Raw genomic sequence first — 21,086 nt, forward strand, 5'->3', positions numbered from 1 at the left:
GTGTAGCGAATGAACAAGCGGCCCTGGCAACGCGCGCGCGGCGTCAAGCAGATCACCCGGGGGCTGGGCACCCTGGATCGGGAGATCTTCGAAACGATCGCCGAGACACCCACGCCGCTGCTCGACACGGTCATGCCGCCCCTGACGCGCGCGGCCGACCATTCCAAGCTGTGGTTCGCCATCGCGGCGGCCCTGGCCGCGTCGGGCAACAATTCCGCCCAGCGTGGCGCCATTCGCGGCGTCGTGACGCTGGGGGTCACCAGCCTGGTCACCAACCAGGTCGCCAAGCGCATCCGCCGCCGCCCGCGTCCCGGGTACGACCTGGTGCCCCTCGCGCGGCAGGTGCGCCGCCGGCCGGTGTCGAACTCGCTGCCGTCGGGGCACTCGGCCAGCGCCGCCGCGTTCGCGGTGGGGGTCGGGCTGGAGAACCCGATGCTGGGCTTCGGCCTCGCGCTGCTGGCCGGGCTGGTCGGGCTGTCGCGGGTGGCGACCGGCGCGCACTATCCCGGCGACGTGGCCGCCGGATTCGGCATCGGCGCCGGCGTCGCCGTGCTGGGGGGTCGGCTCGTGCCGCCCATCGCGGAGACCGCCCTGCCGCGGACCGAACCCCTGCGCGTCGAATCGCCGGAGCGACCCGACGGCTCCGGGGTGGTGTTGGTGATCAACCCCGCCTCGGGCAGCGGCACCGGGGCCCGCGTGGTCGACGAGGTGCGGGACGCGCTGCCCGAGGCGGAGATTCGCGAACTGGGCCCCGACGACGATCCGCTGCAGGTGCTGCGCGACGCGGCCGGGCGCGCGGAGGTGCTGGCCGTGGGTGGCGGCGACGGCACCGTGGCGACGGCCGCGACCGTCGCGGTCGAATCGGACCTGCCGCTGGCCGTCTTTCCCGCGGGCACGTTCAACCACTTCGCCAAGGACATCGGTTGCGACAGCGTGGCCAAGACCGTGGACGCCATCCGGCGGGGCAGCGTCGCCTGTGTGGACGTGGTGTGCTTCAACGAAAGCCAGATGGTGCTCAACACCGCGAGCATCGGCGCCTACCCGACGTTCGTCGAGCATCGGGAGAAGTTGGAGAAGCGCATCGGCAAGCCGCTGGCCGGCTTCTATGCGATGCTGCACACTCTGCGCAAGGGTCAGCCCGTCCGGATCAGCTACGACAACAAGACCTTGCTGACGTCGCTGTTCTTTCTCGGCAATTCGCTCTATCTGCCAACGGGATTCGCGCCGTCCCGCCGCACCCGCATGGACGACGGCCTGATCGACGTCCGCATCCTGGAGGCCGGCCGACCCCTGGCCACGGCCAGGATCCTGACCGCGCTGGTGTTCGGGCGCCTGCAGCGCAGCCCGCTCTACCACGAGCTGCAGGTGCCCGAGTTCAGCTTCTCAGCCGTGGACGGCCCGACGGTGATCGCGCGTGACGGCGAGGTCGGCGACAAGTACGACCGGGCCAGCTTCAGCGCGAAGTACCGTGCCCTGCAGGTATTTCGCCCGCTTCCGTGACGGTCGCCGCTACGCGCGCGGGCACAGATCCTGCTGGGCGTAGGCGATCAAGTCGTTGGCCTGCACCGGATTCAGCCCCTTGGCGCCGAGGTCGGCGTCGGAGGTTTGCAGCGCCAATTGGATCAGCTGCCCGGGGGTGGCCCCATAGCCCAATTGGCTGCAGATCTTCCAGCCCGTGACCAGCAGCGCGGAGTCGCCACCCCCGACATCGCGGATGCCGACGTTGTGGAGGTCGTTGAGGTAAGAGCTGTCGTCGGCCTGCGCGGGGCCGGCCAGGACGATCCCGACCACAAGGAGCGGGCCCAATGCTGCCGAGCCCAGAAATTGGCGTGAGCACCGCTGCGCTGCCATAACTGCTTCTCCTTCGAGGTGTTTGCCGCGCGAATTGGATGGCGAATTTTTGCACGAAAACGGGGGCGTGAATACGTCGCGCGGTGATTCGGGATGAAAAGGCGGCGAGGGGGCCGGTGAAGGGCGGCGGCGCGCCCGCCCGGGTAGCGTGTTAAGCCGGTCCGGGGGAGGAAAGCGTGAAGGTTTTGGCGGTGCGATGCGGCTGGTCTGGCTGAACGTTGCCGATCTCATAGCCCGGGCCGGTGGGGATCCCTGGGAGATGGACCGGAGCCTGCAGGCCGGCAACCCGTCGCAGATCTCGAGCCTGGCCGAGGCCTTTCACGGGGCAGGGCGGCACACCGCGGAGGCCGACCACGCCTTCGAGCAGGCACGGAAGCGCTTCGACGCGGCCTGGAACCATCGGAATGGCGACCACCCGATCAACGACTCGGCCGAGGTGCAACGGGTGATGAAATCGCTGGGTGCGCAGTCCGGGCGGTTACCCAAGATCGGCGCCGACCTGGAAAACATTGCGGCCGCGTTGGCCGAGGCGCAAAAGGCCGGAGCCGGGGAAATCGCCACGTTGGAACGGCAACTCCAGCTACTCGACAAACTCGTCGGCGCGGCGATGCAGGACTTGCGGGATCCCGGTCTCGACGCGAAATCCAGAAATGAGCTGCAGTCGTTGATCAACGACGCCAAGGCCGACGCCGCCGACGACACCAGGGCCGCTGTTGACCAGTTGCAGTCAATTCGCGGCGGCTACTCGAACACGTTGCTGAGCTCGCTGGGCAATTTGCGCTCCGACGGCTATGACGCGGACATTCTGCGTCAGGTGGACGCGGACACGAGGATCCCTCCGCCCAACGCCCGTCCCGAGGACGTGCACAGGTGGTGGACGTCGGTGACGCCCGAAGAACGGCAACGCCTCATCGCCGAGCATCCTCAGGAGCTCGGCAACCTGAACGGGGTCCCCGTCGCCGCGCGCAGTGACGTCAACGAGGCCGTCATGAACGACGACCTGCACCGGGTGGAAGACCTTGCCGGGAAAGGGATTTCCGTCGACGACATCCTGAGCGACCCCGCCAAGTACGGGCTGTCGCCGAATGCGGTCATGCGTTATACCAACGCCGTTCAGGCGCGGAACGGCCTCAACACGTCGTCCAAGGCCGAGGATGCGTTCGGTCGGCATCCGCCGGTGTATCTGCTCAGGTATCGGCCGGATGCCTTCGGCGGCGAGGGATCCGCCGCGATCGCGATGGGCAATCCCGACATCGCCGAGAACACGGCGGTCGTGGTCAAGGGGCTGGGCAGCGGCGTGCGTGAAGGAACGCTGTCCAACCCGGACGGTGTGCGCCTGTACCAGGAGTCGGCCCGCGCCGACTGGAACAAGCAGACCTCGGTGATCATGTGGGTGGGCTACGACGCCCCCAACGCCTGGTACGACCCGGGCCTGTGGGAACCGAACATGGCCCGCACCGGGGGCCAGTTGCTGGCCGCCGACGTCAACGCGCTGCCGGTCACCCACCTGGGCGCCCCGTCCCACCTAACGGTGGTCGGCCACTCCTACGGGTCCACCGTGGTCTCCGACGCGGCGGCCGGTTTCGGCATGCACGCCAACGACGTGGTGCTGGTCGGTTCGCCCGGCACGGACCTGGCCCACTCCGCGGCCGACTTTCACCTGGGGCCGGGCGGGCACCTTTATGTGGGCGCGGCGTCCGGGGACTCGGTCACGTGGTCCCCCAACGGTTATGGGCCGGGAGCGGTGGGGCCGAGGCTGGTCGGGCTCGGCGACGACCCGTCCGTGGACGGGTTCGGCGCCACCCGCTTCAAAGCCGAGAACCCGCCGTACACCGCCAACCCGATCTACGACCATTCGCATTACTTCGACGACGGCTCGGAGTCGCTGTTCAGCATGGGCGACGTGGTTTCCGGGCACGGCGACGCCCTGCAGCACGACGGCATGACCGCGCACCATCGCGGCGAATACGGTGTGCCGCAGTGGGTCGACCCCGAAGCCGTGCGCGAAGCGACCCTCGGCCACCGCCACGGCGGGGCGACCGGATGACTTTGAGCCAAGACCAGCGGAAGGAAGTGACGAGTGTGGACCTTCTTGGCGAGGACCGCCTTTTTCGCGTCGATCATCGGCCTGATCGTGAGCGGATGCTCTGAGACGGTGAGCCACCCCCTTTCGCCCATGCAGGCACGCGCTCAAGTCCTCGATGCCTCCCGCGACGTCGTGCGGGCGCTGCACGCCGAGGTGACCGAGGCGAACTTCAGCTTCGAATCGTGTAATGACCAGGGGGAGGCGCCCTTTCGGGGCGTCGTCGATCTGTCGTTCTGGATGCCCAACGTCCCTCACGATCAGCCCGCCGACCCGCAGGCCGTGGTCAGGGGGCTGGTCGCCGACGGTTGGAGCACCGATTCGGAGTTCGTGTCCCACGGGCAGACGCTGAAGAAGAACGGCGTCAACATCATCCTCACGGTCGCGCCGCAGCCGCCCCCGTCGATCACCCTGATCCGGCACGTCGGCGTCAAAGTCGACGGCGAATGCCGCGACACGTCCGACCACCGGACCGACGGCTCCACCGGGCCCGTCGACGTCCGCAAGGACATCGGGTGACGGAAGTGCGAATCGGCTGGGTCCTGGCGGTGGTCGCGGCCCTGTCTTTGGCGGCTGCGCCCGGCCCGGCGGGAGTCATGCTCGCCGACCACTCCGTGCCCTTGGATCCCGCCACCGAACCGGGCGATGGATCGCTGCCCGACGGACGCCCGCTGAGCCCGTTCGACGTCGCGAACCCGGCGATCGGGCGCCTCGATCCGGCGTTGTTGAGCGCCATCCAAAACGCCGCCACCGCGGCCGGCGCGCAAGGCATCACGATGACCATCACGTCGGGCTGGCGGTCGCCCGCGCTGCAACAGCGATTGCTCGACGAGGCCGTGCGTACCTACGGCAGCATGGCCGCGGCGCGCCAATACGTGCAGACGCCGGCGGCGTCCAAACACGTCGTGGGCGAGGCGGTCGACGTCGGCGGCGCGGGCGCCGACCAGTGGCTCACCGCCAACGGGCCCCGCTTCGGGCTGTGCCGGATCTACGCCAACGAGCCGTGGCACTTCGAGCTGGTCGCGGACGCGGCCGGGAACTGCCCGGCCCTGCTGCCCAACGCGGCGGGGCAGTAGGACGCTCGGGTCTGTTTCGGCGTCGGCCCGAGTGCAGCCGATGGCGGGCATCGGAAGACCACGCGTGCAGAAACCTTGTGTGTTATGCAAATCACACGATGTGCGTTACACTCCCCCGGTGGCGCAACTAACGTTCCAGCGCGCTCGCACCGAGGAAGAGAAGCGCCAACGTGCGGAGGCCCTCGTGGAAGCCGCACGCTCGCTGGCAATGGAAACGGGCGTCGCGTCGGTCACCCTGACCGCGGTCGCCAGCCGCGTCGGAATTCACTATTCGGCGGTACGCCGCTACTTCACCTCGTACAAGGAAGTCCTGCTGCGTCTGTCCGCCGAGGGCTGGGTGCGGTGGTCCAATACCGTGTCGGAGAAGCTGGCCGAGCCCGGTGCGAAGTCGCCCTCGCGCATCGCCGAGACATTGGCCGAAGCCCTGGCCGAAGACCCATTGTTCTGCGACCTGCTTGCCAACCTGCACCTGCACCTGGAACACGAGGTGAACGCCGAGCGGGTCGTCGAGGTCAGGCGGATCAGCACCGCGGCCACACTCTCGCTGGCCGATTCGATCGCATGCGCGCTGCCCGAACTCGGACGATCGGGCTCGCTGGACATCCTGCTGGCCGCTTACTCGCTGGCGGCGACGCTGTGGCAAGTCGCGAACCCGCCGGAGCACCTGACCCACATCTATGCCGAGGAGCCCGAAGTGGTTCCGCCCGAGTGGAATCTGGACTTCGCGACCGCCCTCACCCGCCTGCTGACGGCCACCTGCATCGGCCTGATCTCGGAATCCTCATGAACTCAGGAAGGAGGCCGGAGCGCTTTGGCTTGGCGAACTGCAACCGGTGAAGACGGTTCCGAAGTCTTCGAGCGCTCGGGAAGGACGTTAAGCGCCCGTGACGACGACTGAGCCACGGACCGAGCCGCTGACGAAGCAGGGCTCCGCGGGCAGCGAGGGCAACAAGGTCGGCCCGAAGCGTGCTGGGAAAAAGGGCTTTCTGGGGCGTTTTTGGCTGGTGCTCACGATCGCAGCTGTCGTCGCGGTGTCGGGATTCGTCGTATACCGATTGCACGGCGTCTTCGGCGTTCACAGCGGTTCGTTCGGTGGCGGCACGTCGGGAGAGGTTCTCGACCAGTTCAACGCCAAGACGATCACGCTCGAGGTCTGGGGCTCACCGGGCAGCACGGCGACCATCAACTACCTCGACGAAAACTCCCATCCGCAGCAGGCACTGAACGTGCCCTTGCCCTGGAGCATAGTTTTGAGTTCAACGAAGCCCGGCATCCCGGCAAACCTGGTGGCGCAAGGAGACGGCAGTTGGATCGCCTGCCGATTCGTCGTGAACAACCACGACGGCCACGGTGACGTCATCAAGGCTCCGAATCGGTCAGATTCCAACGAGACCGTGAACCCCTTCGTCTACTGCCTGGACAAGTCCGCATGAGCGAGCCGAGCGAGGCTCCGCCGCGCGTCGACCAGCCGCTGATCCCGCCGTTCCTGCCGCGGATGATCCACCGGCTGGCGCTGCCGATCGTCCTGGTGTGGTTGGGCATCGTCTTTGTCACCAACACCGTGGCCCCGCAGCTGGAGACCGTCGCCAAAAATCACTCGGTGTCGATGAGTCCGACTGACGCGGCATCCTTTCAGTCGATGATGAAGGTCGGATCGACGTTCAAAGAGTTCGATTCCGACAGCTCGGCGATGATCTTGCTCGAGGGTGACAAGCCGCTCGGAGCGGACGCCCATCGCTATTACGACGAGATCGTCAGGCGCCTTGAGCAAGACAAGAAACACGTTCAGCACGTCCAGGATTTCTGGAGCGATCCGCTGACCGCCGCGGGTTCCCAGAGCCACGACCAGAAGGCCGCCTACGTCCAGGTCTACCTCGCCGGCAACATGGGCGGCGGCCTATCCGCTGAGTCCTCCGACGCCGTCCGCAAGATCGTCAACTCGGTGCCCGCCCCGCCGGGCATCAAGGCGTACGTCACCGGCGCGGGTCCGTTGTTTGCCGACCAGTCCCACGCGGGCGAGAAGGGCGTCGCAATAGTCACCCTGGTCACGATCCTGGTGATCTTTGTCATGCTGCTCTTCGTCTATCGCTCGCTCGTCACCGTCCTGGCCGTGCTGTTCATGGTCTTCGTCGAATTGGCCGCAGCCCGAGGCGTCGTTGCCTTGCTGGCCAACTACGAGATCATCGGACTCTCCACGTTCGCCAACAACTTGTTGGTGTTGATGGCGATCGCCGCCGGAACGGACTACGCGATTTTCGTGGTGGGCCGCTACCACGAGGCGCGCGGTCTGGGGGAGTCTCGCGAACAAGCCTTCTACACCATGTTCCATAGCACCGCGCATGTCGTGCTCGGGTCGGGCCTGACCATCGCCGGCGCGATGTACTGCCTGAGCTTCTGCCGGTTGCCGTATTTCCAGTCCTTGGGGGCACCGTGCGCCGTCGGCATGTTGGTCGCGGTGCTCGCGGCGTTGACCCTGGGCCCTGCGGTGCTGACCGTCGCGTCATTCTTCAAGCTCCTGGATCCGAAGCGAAAGCTGCAGACTCGGAACTGGCGCCGGATCGGCACGGCGATCGTCCGCTGGCCCGCGCCGGTTCTCGCGGTGACCATCGCGGTCGCATTGGTCGGTCTACTCGCCCTGCCCGGATACAAGACGGACTACGACCAGCGCCACTTCCTGCCGGCGGACACCCCGGCCAACGTCGGTTATGCCGCCGCGGACCGGCACTTCGACCAGGCCCGGCTCAATCCCGAGCTGTTGATGATCGAGACCGATCACGACCTGCGTAACCCGGCCGATTTCCTGATCCTGGACAAGGTCGCCAAGGCGGTCTTCCACATCCCCGGCATCGGCCGGGTGCAGACCATCACCCGGCCATTGGGCACGCCGCTCGACCACAGCACCCTCGGTTTCCAGATGGGCGCACAAGCCGCGGGGCGGATCCAGACCCAGCACTATCAAGACGAGCAGGCGGCGAACCTGCTCAAGCAGGCGGACGAGCTGCGCAAGACGATGGCGACGCTGCACGAGCAGATGCAGGTGACCCAGGATCTCAGTAACACCACGCACGAAACCACCAGGCTCACCAAAGAAACCGTGCAGATCACCGAATCGTTGCGCGACGACATCGCCAACTTCGACGACTTCTTCCGGCCGATCCGCAGCTACTTCTACTGGGAGAGGCACTGCTACGACATCCCCGTCTGCTGGGCGATCCGGTCGATTTTCAACGCGCTCGACGGCATCGACCAGGTGGCCCAGAACATCGTGAACCTCAGCGCGAACCTCGACAAGTTGGATCAGATCCAGCCGAAGCTGGTGGCGCTCATACCGCCGCAGATCGAGAGTCAGCAGCGCAACCTCGACACCATCATGTCGAACTACGCGACCACCATGGGTCTCAACGAACAGGCCAGAGCGCAGTCCGACAATGCCACCGCCCAGGGCGATGCCTTCGACAAAGCGAAGAACGACGACACGTTCTACCTTCCGCCGGAGGCGTTCAAGAGCCCGGATTTCGCGCGGGGTCTCAAGCAGTTCATCTCGCCGGACGGACACGCAGTTCGGTTGATCATCTCCCATGAAGGCGACCCGGCGACTCCTGAAGGCATCAACCACATCGAACCGATCAAGCAGGCCGTGCACGAGGCGATCAAGGGCACCCCCTGGGAGGGCGCCAAGGTCTACCTCGGCGGCACCGCCGCGACGTACAAAGACATGCACGACGGCTCCAACATCGACCTGATGATCGCCGGAATTGCCGCGGCCACACTGATTTTCATCATCATGCTGGTGATCACCCGAAGCGTCGTGGCGGCATTTGTGATCGTCGGTACGGTGTTGCTGTCGTTGGGCGCCTCGTTCGGACTCTCTGTGCTCCTATGGCAGTACATCCTGGGCATGAAGTTGCACTGGATGGTGCTGGCGATGGCGATCATCCTGCTGCTGGCGGTCGGCTCCGACTACAACCTGCTGTTGATATCGCGGTTCAAGGAGGAAATCCACGCCGGGCTCAAAACGGGGACGATCCGCGCGATGGCCGGTTCGGGATCGGTGGTGACCTCCGCCGGTCTGGTGTTCGCCGCGACCATGGCCACGTTCACGTTCAGCCCGCTGCTGATCATGGCCCAGGTGGGTACGACGATCGCGCTGGGTTTGCTGTTCGACACCTTGATCGTGCGGTCGTTCATGACACCGTCGCTGGCCACGCTGCTCGGACGCTGGTTCTGGTGGCCGCAGCATGTGCGTCCACGGCCGGCCAGCACCATGCTGCGACCGTACGGACCGCGTCCGGCTGTGCGCGAATTGCTCCTCAAGAACGTCGAGGAACGCCCGGCGGGCGGACTGGTACAGCCGCGCTGACCTTACGTGGCGCGTGAGTGACGAGATGGGTTCGATCAAGCTTCGCGCTGGTCAAACTTGGAGCCGATGACGGGAATCGAACCCGCGTATTCAGCTTGGGAAGCCCTTTCTGCGCTCGAACGGGTGAGCGATCGTCGCTGGTCGGCGGGTTGCATCGCGGGCTCGAATACTGCCCCGACCTGCGGTTGCAGTACGGGTAAGGGCGCTTTCGGTACGGGTCCGGGCGGCTGCGGTACGGGTGCGGTCGGGGGTACAGCCGGGGTACCGGGAGGACACGCCCGCCGACACGCCGAGTTGTGTCGGTGCCTGCCAATAGGCTGGGGGTCGTGCCTGCGATGAATGACCGCGAACGAGTGGAACGCTTCGTTCTGCGCGCCCGCAGGGTGATGGAGCACTCCTTGGTCCGCGAGCACCAACCGCTACTCAACAAGTTGTTGCAGGGAAGCGTCGATGTACGCGTAGAACACAACCTCAAGACCGGAGAAGCCACCCACACGCTAAAACTCGAATTGCCGCCGGAGGAACTCTTTGAGTCGTTCGCGGCGCGCCTGCGACCGTTTACCTCCGGCAAAGAGCCGGTGTACTGGGCTTCGGTTCTCAACTCGATTGAACGGCTGCTTAGTCGAGAGACGCGCGCGGAAATTGTTGATATCGACAGCCTGCGCGGGCCATGGAAAGCCGTCGTGGAGGGCACCGGAACCGCCCAGGCGTACTACGTCATGACCGAAAGCGGTCAGGTCACGGACTTCAAACTCGCGAACGAGTGGTTGAACTCCGATGCACTGCACACGCAAGTCGCCCAAAACGCGGTCGCCAGAGAGGTGGACCTGAACGAGCGTTACTACGCAGCGGCCTGTGTGTTTTCGCGTCTCGGCTACTGGGTGGAGTACACCCTGTGCTTCATCGCCTGTCTGCACAATGAGAGGCTTATTGAGCTTGATTCATCGGCGTTCAACGATCCTGTGGTTGCGGATGGCCGTATTGAGCGCGTGATGGAGATGTACTGCGCGCCTGTTGGCGGTGCGCCGATGCCGACCGACATCTCCGAGATAGATCTCACCAAGTGGACACCGGTACACGAAGACCCAGAGATCATGCGCCTTATCAAGGGCCGCCAGAACGAATCCGAAGCAGAACCCGAAGCCGACGCTGGCTAACGCCCGCGCTTCTTGGTCTGCTTCGCGCTGCTCTTGGCGCGGCGACCGACCTTCGTGTTGCCCTTCGCGCGGGCCTGCTTGGCGAACTTCGCGCGGGCGGACTTGGCTTTCTTGGTCGTTTCCGCCCCGACGAGAGGAACCGAAGTGAGCAGATACCAACCCGGCGACCGCGTGCGCGTGATCTCGGTGACGCCAGCGGCGGGCCGCGCACCAGCCACAGACCCGGCCCACCCCGACGCGCTGGACTGGAACGGCGACACGCTGATCGGCAAGACCGGCACCGTGCTCGATGTGTTCGGAGACCGGCATGCGCGCAACAACGTTCGCCTCGACCACCTCGCGGAGGCCGTGGCCTTCCCCGATGCTGACTTGGCGCCGCAGCCATGAGCGCGGCACAGAAAGCACACGGCGACTTGATGTTCTGCTACACCCGCGTGAGCACCGAGGAACAGGTGCTCAGCCGCAACGGCCTGGAGGCGCAGCGAGCGACCATCGACGCCGAAGCCGAGCGGCGGGGTTGGACCGTGGAGTACCGCACCGACGCGGGCGTGAGTGGGAAGGTGATCGGTCCGCAACTGCGAGAAGTGCTGGAGCTATTGGCGTCCGGGCAGGGCGACGGTCTCGTGGTCGCCAAGCTCGACAGGTTGTCGCGTTTCGATAGTCAACGCCGCCAACATTATCGAAGCCGCCCAGGCGCAGGGTTGGTCGTTGGTCGTCTTGGACCTCGGTGTAGACCTCACGACGGCGGCGGGCCGCATGGTGGCGATGAACCTGGTCAACTTCGCCCAGTACGAGCGCGAACTCATCAGCGAGCGCACAAAGGCGGGTCTGGCGGCGAAGCGCGCACGCGGGGAGCGGTTGGGCCGTCCACGTCTGGCGAAGCCGGGTGTCGTGCGGCGAATCGTGTTGGACCGCAACGCCGGGTTGAGCTTCGCCAAGATTGCGGCGGCTCTGGAGGCAGAGGGCATTCTGTCGCCTGCCGGCCGGCCAACCTGGCAGCCGTCCACTGTGCGGCGTATCTACACCAGCGCCACCGCCGCAACAGAAGTGGCAGCGACCGCATGAGACCGCTCGTCAAGCGCGCACCGGACGGTCGACCGTACACAGTGCCGAGCACACCCCGCTACCCGGCGGCGCGGATGAGCCCGCAACCCGCCGAGGACACGGAGAGCGGGCCGGAACCCACACCGCCGAGGCCGCAGGAGGGCCACGGACTCGGCATGGCCAAGCTCACCGACGACGACGTGCGGGCGATCCGGGCCGAGTATGCGACCGGCAAGTGGGACCGCGCCGACCTCGCCTACATCTACAGCGTCGGCGTCGGCGCAATAGGGGCCGTGCTCAGCGGTCGCAGCTATACCCACGTCACGCGGGGGCGCACCTGGAAGCACGCCGCCGACGACACCAAACCCACCCCAACCGAACAGGACTCATGAGATGGCACGGACACAGAAGCGTATAACCACCAGCGGCACAACAAGATACGTGGCGAAGTGGCGCGACCCAGACGGCACCGACCACAGCAAGGGCGGTTTCACGAACAAGAAGGCTGCAGCCGACTATGCGCGCAACGCCGAGAGCGCGGCAGCGCAGGGGATCGTGTTCGACCCGGCCAAGGGCAAGATGCTGTTCCGGGACGCGGCGGCGATCTGGTTGGAGTCCCGCAAGGCCGACACCCGCAACAACGCCGAGAATCACCGCTACGCCCTCGCCCCGGCCGCAACCCGACGCGGTGACGGTAAGACGCTCGGCATTGACGCGGTGTTCGGCGGCTACCCGCTCAACAAGATCACCCGCGAGTACATCCAGGCGTGGGTCAACCGGCTCACCGAGGCGGGCAAGAAACCGTCGACCGTGCGGCACGCGTTCTGGACCGTCCGCATGGTCATGGAGCAGGCCGTGGTGGATGGCCGGCTGGCGAAGAACCCCGCCGAACACGTAAAGCTCCCCAAAGAGCGCGGGGCGAAGGGTGCGAAGGTCGGGGTGGTTGACCGGGCGCAGTTCCTCACCGCCGCACAGGTTTCTGCGCTTGTGGAGGCCACACCGTGGCCGTACAACGTCCTGGTGAACCTGGCGGCGTGGTCGGGGTTGCGTGCAGCGGAACTCGGCGGGCCACAAATCCAAGACATCGAGGTCGCGCCGAACGGGAGCATGAAGGTGCACGTTGAGCGGACCGCTGCCGCCCACGGGCTCACCAAGACCGACGGCTCTATGCGAGTCGTTCCGGTACCGGGACCGACCGCAAGTCTGGTCCGCGACTATCTCACCGAGCACACGCGTCGGCACGAGCCGGGGGCGCCCCTATTCCCCGGTATGCGCCTGACGACGCCCCGGCCTACCGGAGTGCGGTCGGACGCCGCCGCACCAGGAGCGGCGACGACGGCTGTGAAAGACGCAGCACCGAACGCGACCGCGAAGGACCGCGCGCGACGGCAGGTCGACGCCCTCGCCGAACTCACTGTGCAGGACGCGGAGAAGCGGTTGGTGCTCGACTGGACGACGCCACTCCGCCACCCGAACTTCTACAAGGCCGTGTTCCGGCCCGCTGTGCTCCGGGCCAACCGAGCGGCGGGCAACGTGGCCCTCCCGGCGGGCTTACGGTTCCACTCGCTCCGACACACCTACGCGAGCCTGTGCGCGGCGGTCCCCAGCATCTCGGTGCGGCAGGTGGCCGAGTGGATGGGGCACGCGAACCCGACGACGACCGAACTCGTCTACACGCACCTCTACGCCAAGGCCGACCACGACGACGAGATGGCAGCGCTGGGGGCGTTGGCCGCTACGCCGACGAACCACGGGGACAACGTGATACCGCTACACGGTTAAAGCAGTTTCTCGCGTTCGAGGACAGCGCGCACCTCATGGAACTTCGCCGAAATATTGCCCTTCGGGTACCGCATCTGAGTCAGGCCGTGGATGTTTGAGAAGTCCTCACAGCCCTCCTCGACCATCACAATTGCCTTATCGAATCCGAGCCGTCCTTGAAAGAGCCCTACTTCATGGACGACATTCTGGCGGGCGCGGAAGCCGCCTTCGGGCGTCTCATCTTCGGCCGTCATCACAAGAAATGCCATAGCTGCGCTGTCGAGCATCTCTCCGAGTCGGGCGATAGTTGCGTAACCGGCTGTCGGCACTCGGTTGAATTCGTCAACCGGCACACCGAGTTGGTCTTGAACGTAGTCCTTCAGCTCACGCCACTGATGGGAACCTCCATGACCAATGAACACGCGGCTGCCCAGCTGTGCAGTGGCAGCCATCGGTGGACTAGCAGGCCTTCGACGCAAATGCTTCGCTGCGTTTTCGGCATGATCGGCTAGCGATCGCAGACATAGGTATGGGGCTTCTATCGCTTGCCGGTCACCATAGAGTTGGTGGTGCGGAGACACTTTTAAACCCGCATTGATTGCGGTCGCGTCGCGGGACATAATCTGCCCGCTCGGCAGGAATTGGCGAGCGAACGCCACTGCTCCCGGTGCGCTGAGGTCGCTCACCTTCTCGTTGAGGCCTGAGAGGTATGCATCCGGTTGCGTCGATTGACAGTTCGTGAGAACCGACGACACGGTTTCCTTGCCGTCGAGAAGAAGTTGGCGAGCCTGGTCGGACTTCTCGCTCAGAGTCTTCAAGTCCGGCATACCAGCGCGGTCAAGGATGTAGTCCCTGACCTCGTCGTCGTCGTCATACACGACCCACCCCCGGCCTTGGCCGCCGGTCATCATGAGTCCCCACTCTTTGTCGAAGAGGTCAGTCGATGGCGGCGGGCGGTATCCCGCGTAGTACGTGCGTGCGTGATAACCGAGGTTGGATCCTGACCACGACTTGTGGACGCTTTCGATTACGGCGTCGAGTGCTTCGATCGGTCCTCGGACCTCAGCGGAGTCCCACTCCGCGACGACCTCGCGCAGCTTTCGAGCGGTGTCCTCCAATTCGGCTATGTACTTCTCGTTGTCCGCTGCTGCTCCATCGGTGACGGCGACCATGCTCAAACTTTCCCACTACCGGGTGACAACCTTCGGTAGGTCGGGGTACGGGCGGGGTACCGGGTCGCCAGCCGAGGGCGAACCCGTGGCTGAATGCCCAGGTAGACGTGGAGCCGATGACGGGAATCGAACCCGCGTATTCAGCTTGGGAAGCTGATGTTCTGCCATTGAACTACATCGGCGCTGTCGCCTGAGAAGGCTAGCATCCCCGGCCGCGCCGGCGGACAGGCTCGGCGGGTGTCGTTGGGTGATCGCTTTGCCGCTTCGGGTCATTCCAAACGGCCCCATCCATGCCGTGGAAATCGACTCGGGTGGCTCCCGTTACCCGCCGGAGAAACGCATCACTGCAGCTAGACGGCCTAAAGAAAAATTGAGGGAACGCCTTAGAAAACATCCGTGTTTATTCTTTCGTTATTGTGTCGTAATCTGCTCGGCGTGGGTCGGCATGAATTGCCCAGGCCACGACGACGGTGGCCGGGGCTCCTGGCAGGGGTCGCAATCCCGGCTGCCGTTTTGGTCGCGGCGGGCGGCGACGTGCACCCGGCGCCCGCCCGCGCGGAGGCCAAGCCGATCGTCGACGAGGGCGAGCCGTACGCCCCGGAGATCGTCGCCGCGCTGCCGATCACCAACGGGCCAGGTCACGCGCAGCTGATGGGCGCGGTCGAGAGCGACGCCACCCGGGCTTCGAGGCTGCGGGTGAGCAGCAGGTTCCTGCCCGCCGGGGTGGCGAACGAGCAGGGGCTTCAGGTCCGGACGGTCCTGGCGGCCCGCGCCATCAGCGCCGCCTTCCCCCAGATCCATGAGATCGGCGGCGTCCGGCCCGACCCGCTGCCGTGGCATCCCCGCGGCCTGGCGATCGACGTCATGATCCCCAACCCCGGCAGTGCCGACGGCATCGAGCTGGGCGATGAGATCGTCGCGTTCGTGCGGCAGAACGCCAAACGATTCGGGATGCAGGACGCGATCTGGCGCGGCGTCTACTACACGCCCGAAGGTGCGCAGGCCTCCCGGCTCGGGCACTACGACCACGTCCACGTGACCACCACCGGCGGCGGATACCCGACCGGCCAGGAAACCTACCTCCGTTAGGCCGGCATCCCGCCCCGTGGCGGATAGGCTCGTCGCGTGCTGCTCTCCGATCGTGACCTCAGGGCCGAAATCAACAGCGGCCGAGTCGGCATCGACCCGTTCGACGACACCCTGGTGCAGCCGTCCAGCATCGACGTCCGCCTCGACTGCCTGTTCCGGGTCTTCAACAACACCCGCTACACCCACATCGACCCCGCCCAGCAGCAGGACGAGCTGACCAGCCTGGTGGAGCCCGCCGAGGGGGAGCCGTTCGTGCTGCATCCCGGGGAATTCGTGCTGGGCTCGACCCTCGAGCTGTTCAGCCTGCCCCACGACCTCGCCGGCCGCCTGGAAGGCAAGTCGTCACTCGGTCGACTGGGCCTGCTGACCCATTCCACCGCCGGTTTCATCGATCCCGGCTTCAGCGGCCACATCACGCTCGAGCTGTCCAACGTCGCCAACCTGCCGATCACCCTGTGGCCGGGCATGAAGATCGGCCAGCTGTGCATCTTGCGGTTGACCAGCCCGGCCGAACACCCCTACGGCAGTTCGCGCGTCGGATCGAAGTACCAGGGCCAGCGGGGTCCGACGCCGTCGCGGTCCTATCAGAACTTCATAAGATCTACCTAGGTTCGCAGAGCCCCCCGCGCCTTCCTTTTGGGGGATTATTGAGTGGTCCGTGGTTCCTCCTCCGCCCGACCATGGCTTCGCTCGCAACACCTTTGGAGGGGTTGATTTGGATATCGTGCTCGGGGTTTCGATGGCACCGGCGTCGATTCAGATGGTGGTGCTGGAAGGCGAGAACGCCGACGGCGCCACGGTTGAAGAAGACGAATTCGACGTCGCCGCCGCCGACGACACGGCGACCGCGACCGCGCCCGACCAGGTGCTCGCGGCCATCCTCGGCACCCGGGAGGGCGCCGCCGAGGCGGGCCTGGAGTTGTCGTCCATCGGCGTGACGTGGACCGACCAGCTCGATGCCGCCGCGTTGCGCGACGCGCTGGCCACCCACAAGATCGAGAACGTCATGCTGGTGTCGGCGTTTCTCGCGGCCACCGCGCTGGCCCAAAACGTCGGTGGCGCAGTCGGTTACGAGCGCACCGCGGTGCTGTTCGTGGAGCCGGACACCGCGACGCTTGCGGTCGTCGAGACATCCGACGGCTCCATCACCGACGTGTACCAGCGACCAATCCAAGCCGAGTCGTACGACGAGGCCACCGAGCAGCTCACCGACCTACTCACCCGGCTCAACGAATTACCGACGGCGCCGGGCGGCTTGTTCCTAGTCGGTTCGGGCGTCGACATCGCCCCCATCAAGCCGGCGCTGGAGTCCGCGACCCCGTTCGAGGTGAGCGCCCCGGAGGAACCGGAGACGGCGCTGGCCCGTGGGGCCGCACTGGCGGCCGCGAACGCGCCGTTGTTCGCGTCGTCGACGGCGGCGCTGGCCTACGCGCTGGACCCGGGCACCGGCGCTCTCGACGGTTACGTGCTGCCTGAGTACCTCAGCTTCGACGCCCCCGGCGGCGACGAGTTGGCCTACAGCGCCGTCCCGGACGAAGACGCCAACGCCCAGACTGTCGTCATCGAGCGGTTGTTCGCCCCCGAACCGAGCGAACCGCGCCGCAGGCCCGCCCTGCTACTCGGTAGTGGGTTGGCGGTCGTCGGCATCAGCGCGGTGCTGGCCCTGGAGATCGCGCTGGCGATCGGGATCCGCACGACCGGGACGGTCGCACTGCGACCCACGCCCGCCCAGAACCTCATCGTGCCCACTCAGCAGGCCCCCGCGCCCGTCGAAGCGTCGGCGCCGGCGCAGCGGATCAACGTGCCGGAGCCGGTCGCGGCGCCCAAGCCGATGGCCGCGCCCATCCCGGCGGCCCCGGTCCCCGCGGCGCCCCCGCCGCTCCCGGCCGCGCCACCGATCCCGGCTCCGGCCCCGGCGGCCCCGGTGGTGCCCGTCCCGGTTCTGATCCCGCCGCTGGCGCCCGTCATCGCGCCGCCTCCTATTCGCTTGCCCGTGCCCAATCCGGTGCTGACGCCGCCGGTCATTCAGGCGCCACCGCACATATCGGTCCCACAACCCGTGGTGCCGCAGGCGCCGGTGCACGTCCCGCAGCCGGTGACGCCGCCCCACGTCGGTGGCCAGGTTCCGGATTCGCCGCCCAAGCCCAGCGGGCCGGGTACCGGGGGCGGACATCTGCCGTTCCCGGGAACCGGCCCCGGCGATGAGGGTGGCGGCGGACCGATCCACATTCCCGGCGCGGGTCCGGGTGGCCCGGGCGGCCCGGGCGCGGGCGGAGGTCCGATCCATTTGCCGGGCGGTGGCGGCCCGCCCGGTGGTGGCCCGATCGGTGGGGGCCCGATTGGTGGCGGTGGTCCGTTCGGGGGTGGCGGTCCGTTGGGTGGCGGCCACGGCGGCGGTCCGATCGGCGGCGGTCCGTTCGGCGGTGGTGGCCCGTTCGGCGGTGGTGGCCCGATCGGTGGCGGCGGCCCCTTCGGGGGCGGCGGCCACGGCGGCGGTCCGATCGGCGGCGGGGGTCCCTTCGGTGGCGGCGGCTTCGGTGGCGGCGGCCACGGCGGCTTCGGCGGTGGCGGCGGCTTCGGCGGCGGCGGTGGCTTCGGTGGCGGCCACGGCGGGGGCGGCGGCGGGCACCACTAGCCCGCCAATTCAGCCAATGCACAGGGTTTCGCGCCCCCAACGCGCGGCGCCGCGCGGGTAGGGTCGGGGACATCGGGGCCGGCCGAAAAACCGTGCCGCCCGAGTGGCAGGACTGCTTAGTGCCCAGCCGATCCCGGGTTTTACGCCCTTCCGGTGCGGGGGCACCTGCAGCAGCTATCCAGGGGGAATTGCAGCAGTGGTGGGCATTGTGCTTGGCGTCTCGATGGCGCCAACGAAGGTCCGCATGGTGCTGGTCGAGGGGGAATGCGCCGACGGCGTCACCGTCGACCAGGACAGTTTCGAGGTTGAGAGCGCCGCGCGCGGCGCGGGCGGCGCCTCGACGGCGCCCGCGCGGGTGATCTCGGCCATTCTCGGTACCCGGGAAGGTGCGGCCGAGGGCGGCTACCGACTGCTCTCTACCGGCGTGACGTGGACCGACCACGTCGAGGCCGCCATGCTGCGCGACGCGCTGGTCACCCACAGGGTCGAAAACGTCATGCTGGTCTCGACCTTCATGGCGGCGGCCGCGCTTGCGCAGGCCATCGGCGACGCCACCGCCTACCAGCGCACCGCGTTGCTTTTTGTCGAGCCGTACACCGCCACCTTGGCGGTGGTCAACACCGCCGACGGCGCGATCTCCGACGTGCGCCGCACCGTCCTCGCCGAGGACGAGGACCGAGCGGTCGCGGAGCTCGTCGAGATGGTCGCCGACGCCGATGACCTCGACGGCGCTCCCGATGGGGTGGTCGTGGTCGGTTCCGGAGTTGACATCCCGCTGATCAAGCCCGCGCTCGAGGCCGCCACCCCGCTGCCGGTGTCCGCGCCGGACGAGCCGGAAATGGCGCTGGCCCGGGGCGCCGCCCTGGCCGCGGCCAACGCGCCCCTGTTCGCGTCGTCCACGGCCGCATTCGCCTACGCCCTGGATCCGGGGACCGGCCAGGTCGACCCGCAGGCGGTCGTGTACGCCCGGGTGTCCGTCCCCGACACCACCGGCAAGCCCAACGTGGCCTACAGCGCGGTTCCCGACGAGGACGCCGACGCCCCGACCGTCCTGGGGCTGGACGAGGGCGCCCGGAGGCGCAAGTCATTCCTGCTGGTCGGCAGCGCACTGGCGGTCATCTTCATCACCGCCGTGGTGGCGCTGGAGATCGCCCTGGCAATCGGCATCCGCCCGACGGTCGCGCTGCGGCCCAGCCCCAACGAGAACATCGTGGTCCCGGCCAAGCCCGCGCCGGCGCCGGTGATCCAGGCGAGGCCGAGGATCGCGGCGCCCGCGCCGGTGGCCGCCCCGCATCCGATGAGCCCACCCGCGATAGCGCCGGTCCCCGCGGCCCCGCCGGCGCCGGTCCCCATCCCCGTGGTTCCGCCGCCCGTGTTCGTCCCCGTGCCGCGCGTGCCGATCGTCGGGCCGCCGGCGCCCCGGTTCGGCGGCGGCCCGGCCTCCCGCGGTCCGTTCGGCGGCCACGGTCCGTTCGGTGGGGGTCCCTTCGGCGGCGGCCCGGCCTTCCGCGGTCCGTTCGGCGGCCGCGGTCCGTTCGGTGGGGGTCCCTTCGGCGGCGGCCCGGCCTTCCGCGGTCCCTTCGGCGGCCACGGTCCGTTCGGTGGGGGTCCCTTCGGCGGCCACGGTTTCGGCGGCGGTCATGGATTCGGGGGCCACCGATAGACGTCGTGCTCGGTATAGCGATGGCCCCCGAGACCGTCCGCATGGTGTTGGTCGAAGGGGAGGCCGCCGGCGGGGTGACCGTCGACCAGGACGCCTTTCCCGTCGGGGGCGCGGCGGGAGCCACCGCCGATCAGGTGGTCGAGGCCATTCTCGGTACCAGGGAGAGCGCGGCGCGTGGCGGCTATCAGCTGGCGTCGAGCGGGGTGACCTGGACGGATCCGGCCAAGGCTGCCGCGCTTCGAGACGCCCTGGCGGCGCGCAGGGTCGAGAACGTCATGCTCGTCTCGGCGTTCGTCGCCGCGGCGGCGCTGGCGCAGGCGGTCGGCAGCGCGATCCAGTGCTCCCGCACCGCGCTCCTCCTCGTCGAGCCGGGGACGGCCACCCTGGCTGTCGTCGACACCGCCGACGGGTCGGTCGCCGACGTGCATCGCCGACCCCTGCCGCGCGGTGACGGCGCGGCGCTCGCGGAAGTGTCCGCCATGGCGGGGAAGGCTGAGTCGTTGAGAAGCCGCCCGGACGGGGTGCTGCTGGTCGGCTCGGGTGTGGACGTCGCGCTCATCAAGCCGACGGTGGACGCGGCGACTTCGCTGTCGGTCGCGGCGCCCGAGGAGCCCGAAATGGCGCTGGCCCGGGGTGCCGCGCTGGCGTCGGCCAACGCGCACCTGGGCGCGCCGCGCACGGTGGCGATGCCGGGAGCGCAGGACCCGGTGACCGCCGAGCGTCAACTCGCCTACAGCGCCGAATCGGAGGACGAAACCGGCGCGGACCTCGAAGCCCCGGCCGCGCGGACGAGCCGCAAGCCGGTGGCCGCTATCGTCGGCGCGACGATGACCTTCGTTGTCGGCGTGGTCGCGCTGGCGCTGGCCATCGGGATCAGGTCACACGCGGAACAGCGGCCCGACATCAGCAAGAACGTCGTCGCTCCGGCGACCCAGCCGCCACCCCCGGCGGCCCCCGCGCCCGCCCAGCCGTCGCCCCCCGCAGCCCCGGTTCCGGCCCCGAGCGTCAACCCTCCACCGCAGTGGGTGCCGCCGCACCCCAGGGACGACGACCATGGCGCCGACGACTGGCTGCGCCGTCACCTCGAGCGCGGGATTCCCATTCCGCTGCCGGACCAATAGCCGCGTAAAATCTGGGTACTAGGGGAACACCAGGTGGGGACTCGGTAACGGTCGCGAATATCGGATCTTGCAAT

At 67.5% G+C, this 21,086-nt stretch carries 19 protein-coding genes, 1 tRNA gene and 1 pseudogene; 18 read left to right on the plus strand and 3 right to left on the minus strand.

All coding sequences use genetic code 11. The features are described from left to right. The first annotated feature begins 9 nt into the window (after positions 1 to 9). Entirely contained in the window at positions 10 to 1,500 is a 1,491-nt protein-coding gene (locus tag G6N56_RS19460; RefSeq protein ID WP_085256134.1) for a bifunctional phosphatase PAP2/diacylglycerol kinase family protein, read from the plus strand. Positions 1,501 to 1,509: 9 nt separating this feature from the next. On the opposite strand, the gene G6N56_RS19465 is transcribed toward G6N56_RS19460, so the two are convergent. Beyond that, entirely contained in the window at positions 1,510 to 1,851 is a 342-nt protein-coding gene (locus tag G6N56_RS19465; protein ID WP_085256133.1) for a DUF732 domain-containing protein, read from the minus strand. Positions 1,852 to 2,047: 196 nt separating this feature from the next. Here G6N56_RS19465 and G6N56_RS19470 point away from each other — a divergent pair, with 196 nt between their 5' ends. The 12 genes and pseudogenes from G6N56_RS19470 to G6N56_RS19520 all read left to right on the plus strand — a co-directional run bounded on the left by G6N56_RS19470 (position 2,048) and on the right by G6N56_RS19520 (position 13,353). Then, positions 2,048 to 3,898, plus strand: coding sequence for a putative alpha/beta hydrolase (locus tag G6N56_RS19470; RefSeq protein WP_085256132.1), 1,851 nt, complete (start codon positions 2,048 to 2,050; stop codon positions 3,896 to 3,898). A gap of 33 nt (positions 3,899 to 3,931) precedes the next feature. Beyond that, complete coding sequence (locus G6N56_RS19475; protein WP_180150369.1) at positions 3,932 to 4,453, plus strand: lipoprotein LppJ family protein; 522 nt, start codon at positions 3,932 to 3,934, stop codon at positions 4,451 to 4,453. Between the two features lie 77 nt (positions 4,454 to 4,530). Beyond that, positions 4,531 to 5,010 carry a M15 family metallopeptidase gene (locus tag G6N56_RS19480; protein ID WP_232069365.1) on the plus strand — a complete coding sequence of 160 codons (480 nt, stop codon included), beginning with the start codon at positions 4,531 to 4,533 and terminating at the stop codon, positions 5,008 to 5,010. A gap of 100 nt (positions 5,011 to 5,110) precedes the next feature. Then, positions 5,111 to 5,797, plus strand: a complete 687-nt coding sequence (locus tag G6N56_RS19485; protein WP_142280635.1) for a TetR/AcrR family transcriptional regulator — start codon at positions 5,111 to 5,113, stop codon at positions 5,795 to 5,797. Between the two features lie 97 nt (positions 5,798 to 5,894). Beyond that, positions 5,895 to 6,443 carry an MmpS family transport accessory protein gene (locus G6N56_RS19490; protein WP_085256129.1) on the plus strand — a complete coding sequence of 183 codons (549 nt, stop codon included), beginning with the start codon at positions 5,895 to 5,897 and terminating at the stop codon, positions 6,441 to 6,443. Further along, positions 6,440 to 9,370 (plus strand): MMPL/RND family transporter, encoded by a 2,931-nt coding sequence (locus G6N56_RS19495; protein ID WP_085256128.1) that lies wholly within the window; start codon positions 6,440 to 6,442, stop codon positions 9,368 to 9,370. Before G6N56_RS19490 ends, G6N56_RS19495 begins: the two co-directional genes overlap by 4 nt. A gap of 335 nt (positions 9,371 to 9,705) precedes the next feature. Continuing rightward, complete coding sequence (locus G6N56_RS19500; RefSeq protein WP_232069366.1) at positions 9,706 to 10,527, plus strand: hypothetical protein; 822 nt, start codon at positions 9,706 to 9,708, stop codon at positions 10,525 to 10,527. Between the two features lie 144 nt (positions 10,528 to 10,671). Beyond that, complete coding sequence (locus G6N56_RS19505) at positions 10,672 to 10,914, plus strand: hypothetical protein (RefSeq protein ID WP_142280634.1); 243 nt, start codon at positions 10,672 to 10,674, stop codon at positions 10,912 to 10,914. Positions 10,915 to 10,943: 29 nt separating this feature from the next. Beyond that, positions 10,944 to 11,123, plus strand: a pseudogene (locus G6N56_RS29620) (recombinase family protein); the annotation flags it as partial. 112 nt (positions 11,124 to 11,235) lie between these two features. Further along, positions 11,236 to 11,592 (plus strand): recombinase family protein, encoded by a 357-nt coding sequence (locus tag G6N56_RS29625; RefSeq protein WP_324616574.1) that lies wholly within the window; start codon positions 11,236 to 11,238, stop codon positions 11,590 to 11,592. 74 nt (positions 11,593 to 11,666) lie between these two features. Then, the gene (locus G6N56_RS19515; protein WP_232069098.1) at positions 11,667 to 11,963 is read left to right on the plus strand and encodes a hypothetical protein; all 297 of its coding nucleotides are present in this window, start codon (positions 11,667 to 11,669) and stop codon (positions 11,961 to 11,963) included. A 1-nt stretch (position 11,964) separates the two neighbouring features. Next, a complete protein-coding gene (locus G6N56_RS19520) occupies positions 11,965 to 13,353 on the plus strand; it encodes a site-specific integrase (RefSeq protein WP_085256124.1) in 1,389 nt (462 codons plus the stop codon). On the opposite strand, the gene G6N56_RS19525 is transcribed toward G6N56_RS19520, so the two are convergent. Together G6N56_RS19525 and G6N56_RS19530 are read right to left on the minus strand one after the other, a co-directional pair. Next, positions 13,350 to 14,504 (minus strand): TIR domain-containing protein, encoded by a 1,155-nt coding sequence (locus tag G6N56_RS19525; protein ID WP_085256123.1) that lies wholly within the window; start codon positions 14,502 to 14,504, stop codon positions 13,350 to 13,352. The genes G6N56_RS19520 and G6N56_RS19525 overlap by 4 nt on opposite strands. A 108-nt stretch (positions 14,505 to 14,612) precedes the next feature. Next, positions 14,613 to 14,686: transfer RNA gene (locus G6N56_RS19530), tRNA-Gly, on the minus strand. Between the two features lie 253 nt (positions 14,687 to 14,939). Here G6N56_RS19530 and G6N56_RS19535 point away from each other — a divergent pair. The 5 genes from G6N56_RS19535 (at position 14,940) to G6N56_RS19555 (ending at position 21,012) form a co-directional block, all read left to right on the plus strand. After that, positions 14,940 to 15,593: a VldE C-terminal domain-containing protein gene (locus G6N56_RS19535; protein ID WP_142280633.1), complete on the plus strand. Its 654-nt coding sequence runs from the start codon at positions 14,940 to 14,942 to the stop codon at positions 15,591 to 15,593. 36 nt (positions 15,594 to 15,629) lie between these two features. Further along, positions 15,630 to 16,202 (plus strand): dCTP deaminase, encoded by a 573-nt coding sequence (gene dcd, locus G6N56_RS19540; protein ID WP_085256122.1) that lies wholly within the window; start codon positions 15,630 to 15,632, stop codon positions 16,200 to 16,202. A 130-nt stretch (positions 16,203 to 16,332) separates the two neighbouring features. After that, the gene (locus G6N56_RS19545; protein ID WP_197746633.1) at positions 16,333 to 18,228 is read left to right on the plus strand and encodes a DUF7159 family protein; all 1,896 of its coding nucleotides are present in this window, start codon (positions 16,333 to 16,335) and stop codon (positions 18,226 to 18,228) included. 196 nt (positions 18,229 to 18,424) lie between these two features. Then, entirely contained in the window at positions 18,425 to 19,891 is a 1,467-nt protein-coding gene (locus tag G6N56_RS19550) for a DUF7159 family protein (protein ID WP_163645146.1), read from the plus strand. After that, a complete protein-coding gene (locus G6N56_RS19555) occupies positions 19,888 to 21,012 on the plus strand; it encodes a DUF7159 family protein (protein ID WP_163645221.1) in 1,125 nt (374 codons plus the stop codon). The genes G6N56_RS19550 and G6N56_RS19555 overlap by 4 nt, the downstream gene beginning before the upstream one ends. Positions 21,013 to 21,086 lie beyond the last annotated feature (74 nt).

Source organism: Mycobacterium saskatchewanense, assembly GCF_010729105.1.
Classification (GTDB): Bacteria; Actinomycetota; Actinomycetes; order Mycobacteriales; family Mycobacteriaceae; genus Mycobacterium; species Mycobacterium saskatchewanense.

Excerpts from the sequence above, each read along its gene's own strand:
- G6N56_RS19460 (WP_085256134.1), top strand. The coding sequence starts at position 10 with ATGAACAAGCGGCCCTGGCAACGCGCGCGCGGCGTCAAGCAGATCACC.
- G6N56_RS19465 (WP_085256133.1), bottom strand. The coding sequence starts at position 1,851 with ATGGCAGCGCAGCGGTGCTCACGCCAATTTCTGGGCTCGGCAGCATTG.
- G6N56_RS19470 (WP_085256132.1), top strand. The coding sequence starts at position 2,048 with ATGCGGCTGGTCTGGCTGAACGTTGCCGATCTCATAGCCCGGGCCGGT.
- G6N56_RS19480 (WP_232069365.1), top strand. The coding sequence starts at position 4,531 with ATGCTCGCCGACCACTCCGTGCCCTTGGATCCCGCCACCGAACCGGGC.
- G6N56_RS19495 (WP_085256128.1), top strand. The coding sequence starts at position 6,440 with ATGAGCGAGCCGAGCGAGGCTCCGCCGCGCGTCGACCAGCCGCTGATC.
- G6N56_RS19500 (WP_232069366.1), top strand. The coding sequence starts at position 9,706 with ATGAATGACCGCGAACGAGTGGAACGCTTCGTTCTGCGCGCCCGCAGG.
- G6N56_RS19515 (WP_232069098.1), top strand. The coding sequence starts at position 11,667 with ATGAGCCCGCAACCCGCCGAGGACACGGAGAGCGGGCCGGAACCCACA.
- G6N56_RS19520 (WP_085256124.1), top strand. The coding sequence starts at position 11,965 with ATGGCACGGACACAGAAGCGTATAACCACCAGCGGCACAACAAGATAC.
- G6N56_RS19525 (WP_085256123.1), bottom strand. The coding sequence starts at position 14,504 with ATGGTCGCCGTCACCGATGGAGCAGCAGCGGACAACGAGAAGTACATA.
- G6N56_RS19545 (WP_197746633.1), top strand. The coding sequence starts at position 16,333 with ATGGCACCGGCGTCGATTCAGATGGTGGTGCTGGAAGGCGAGAACGCC.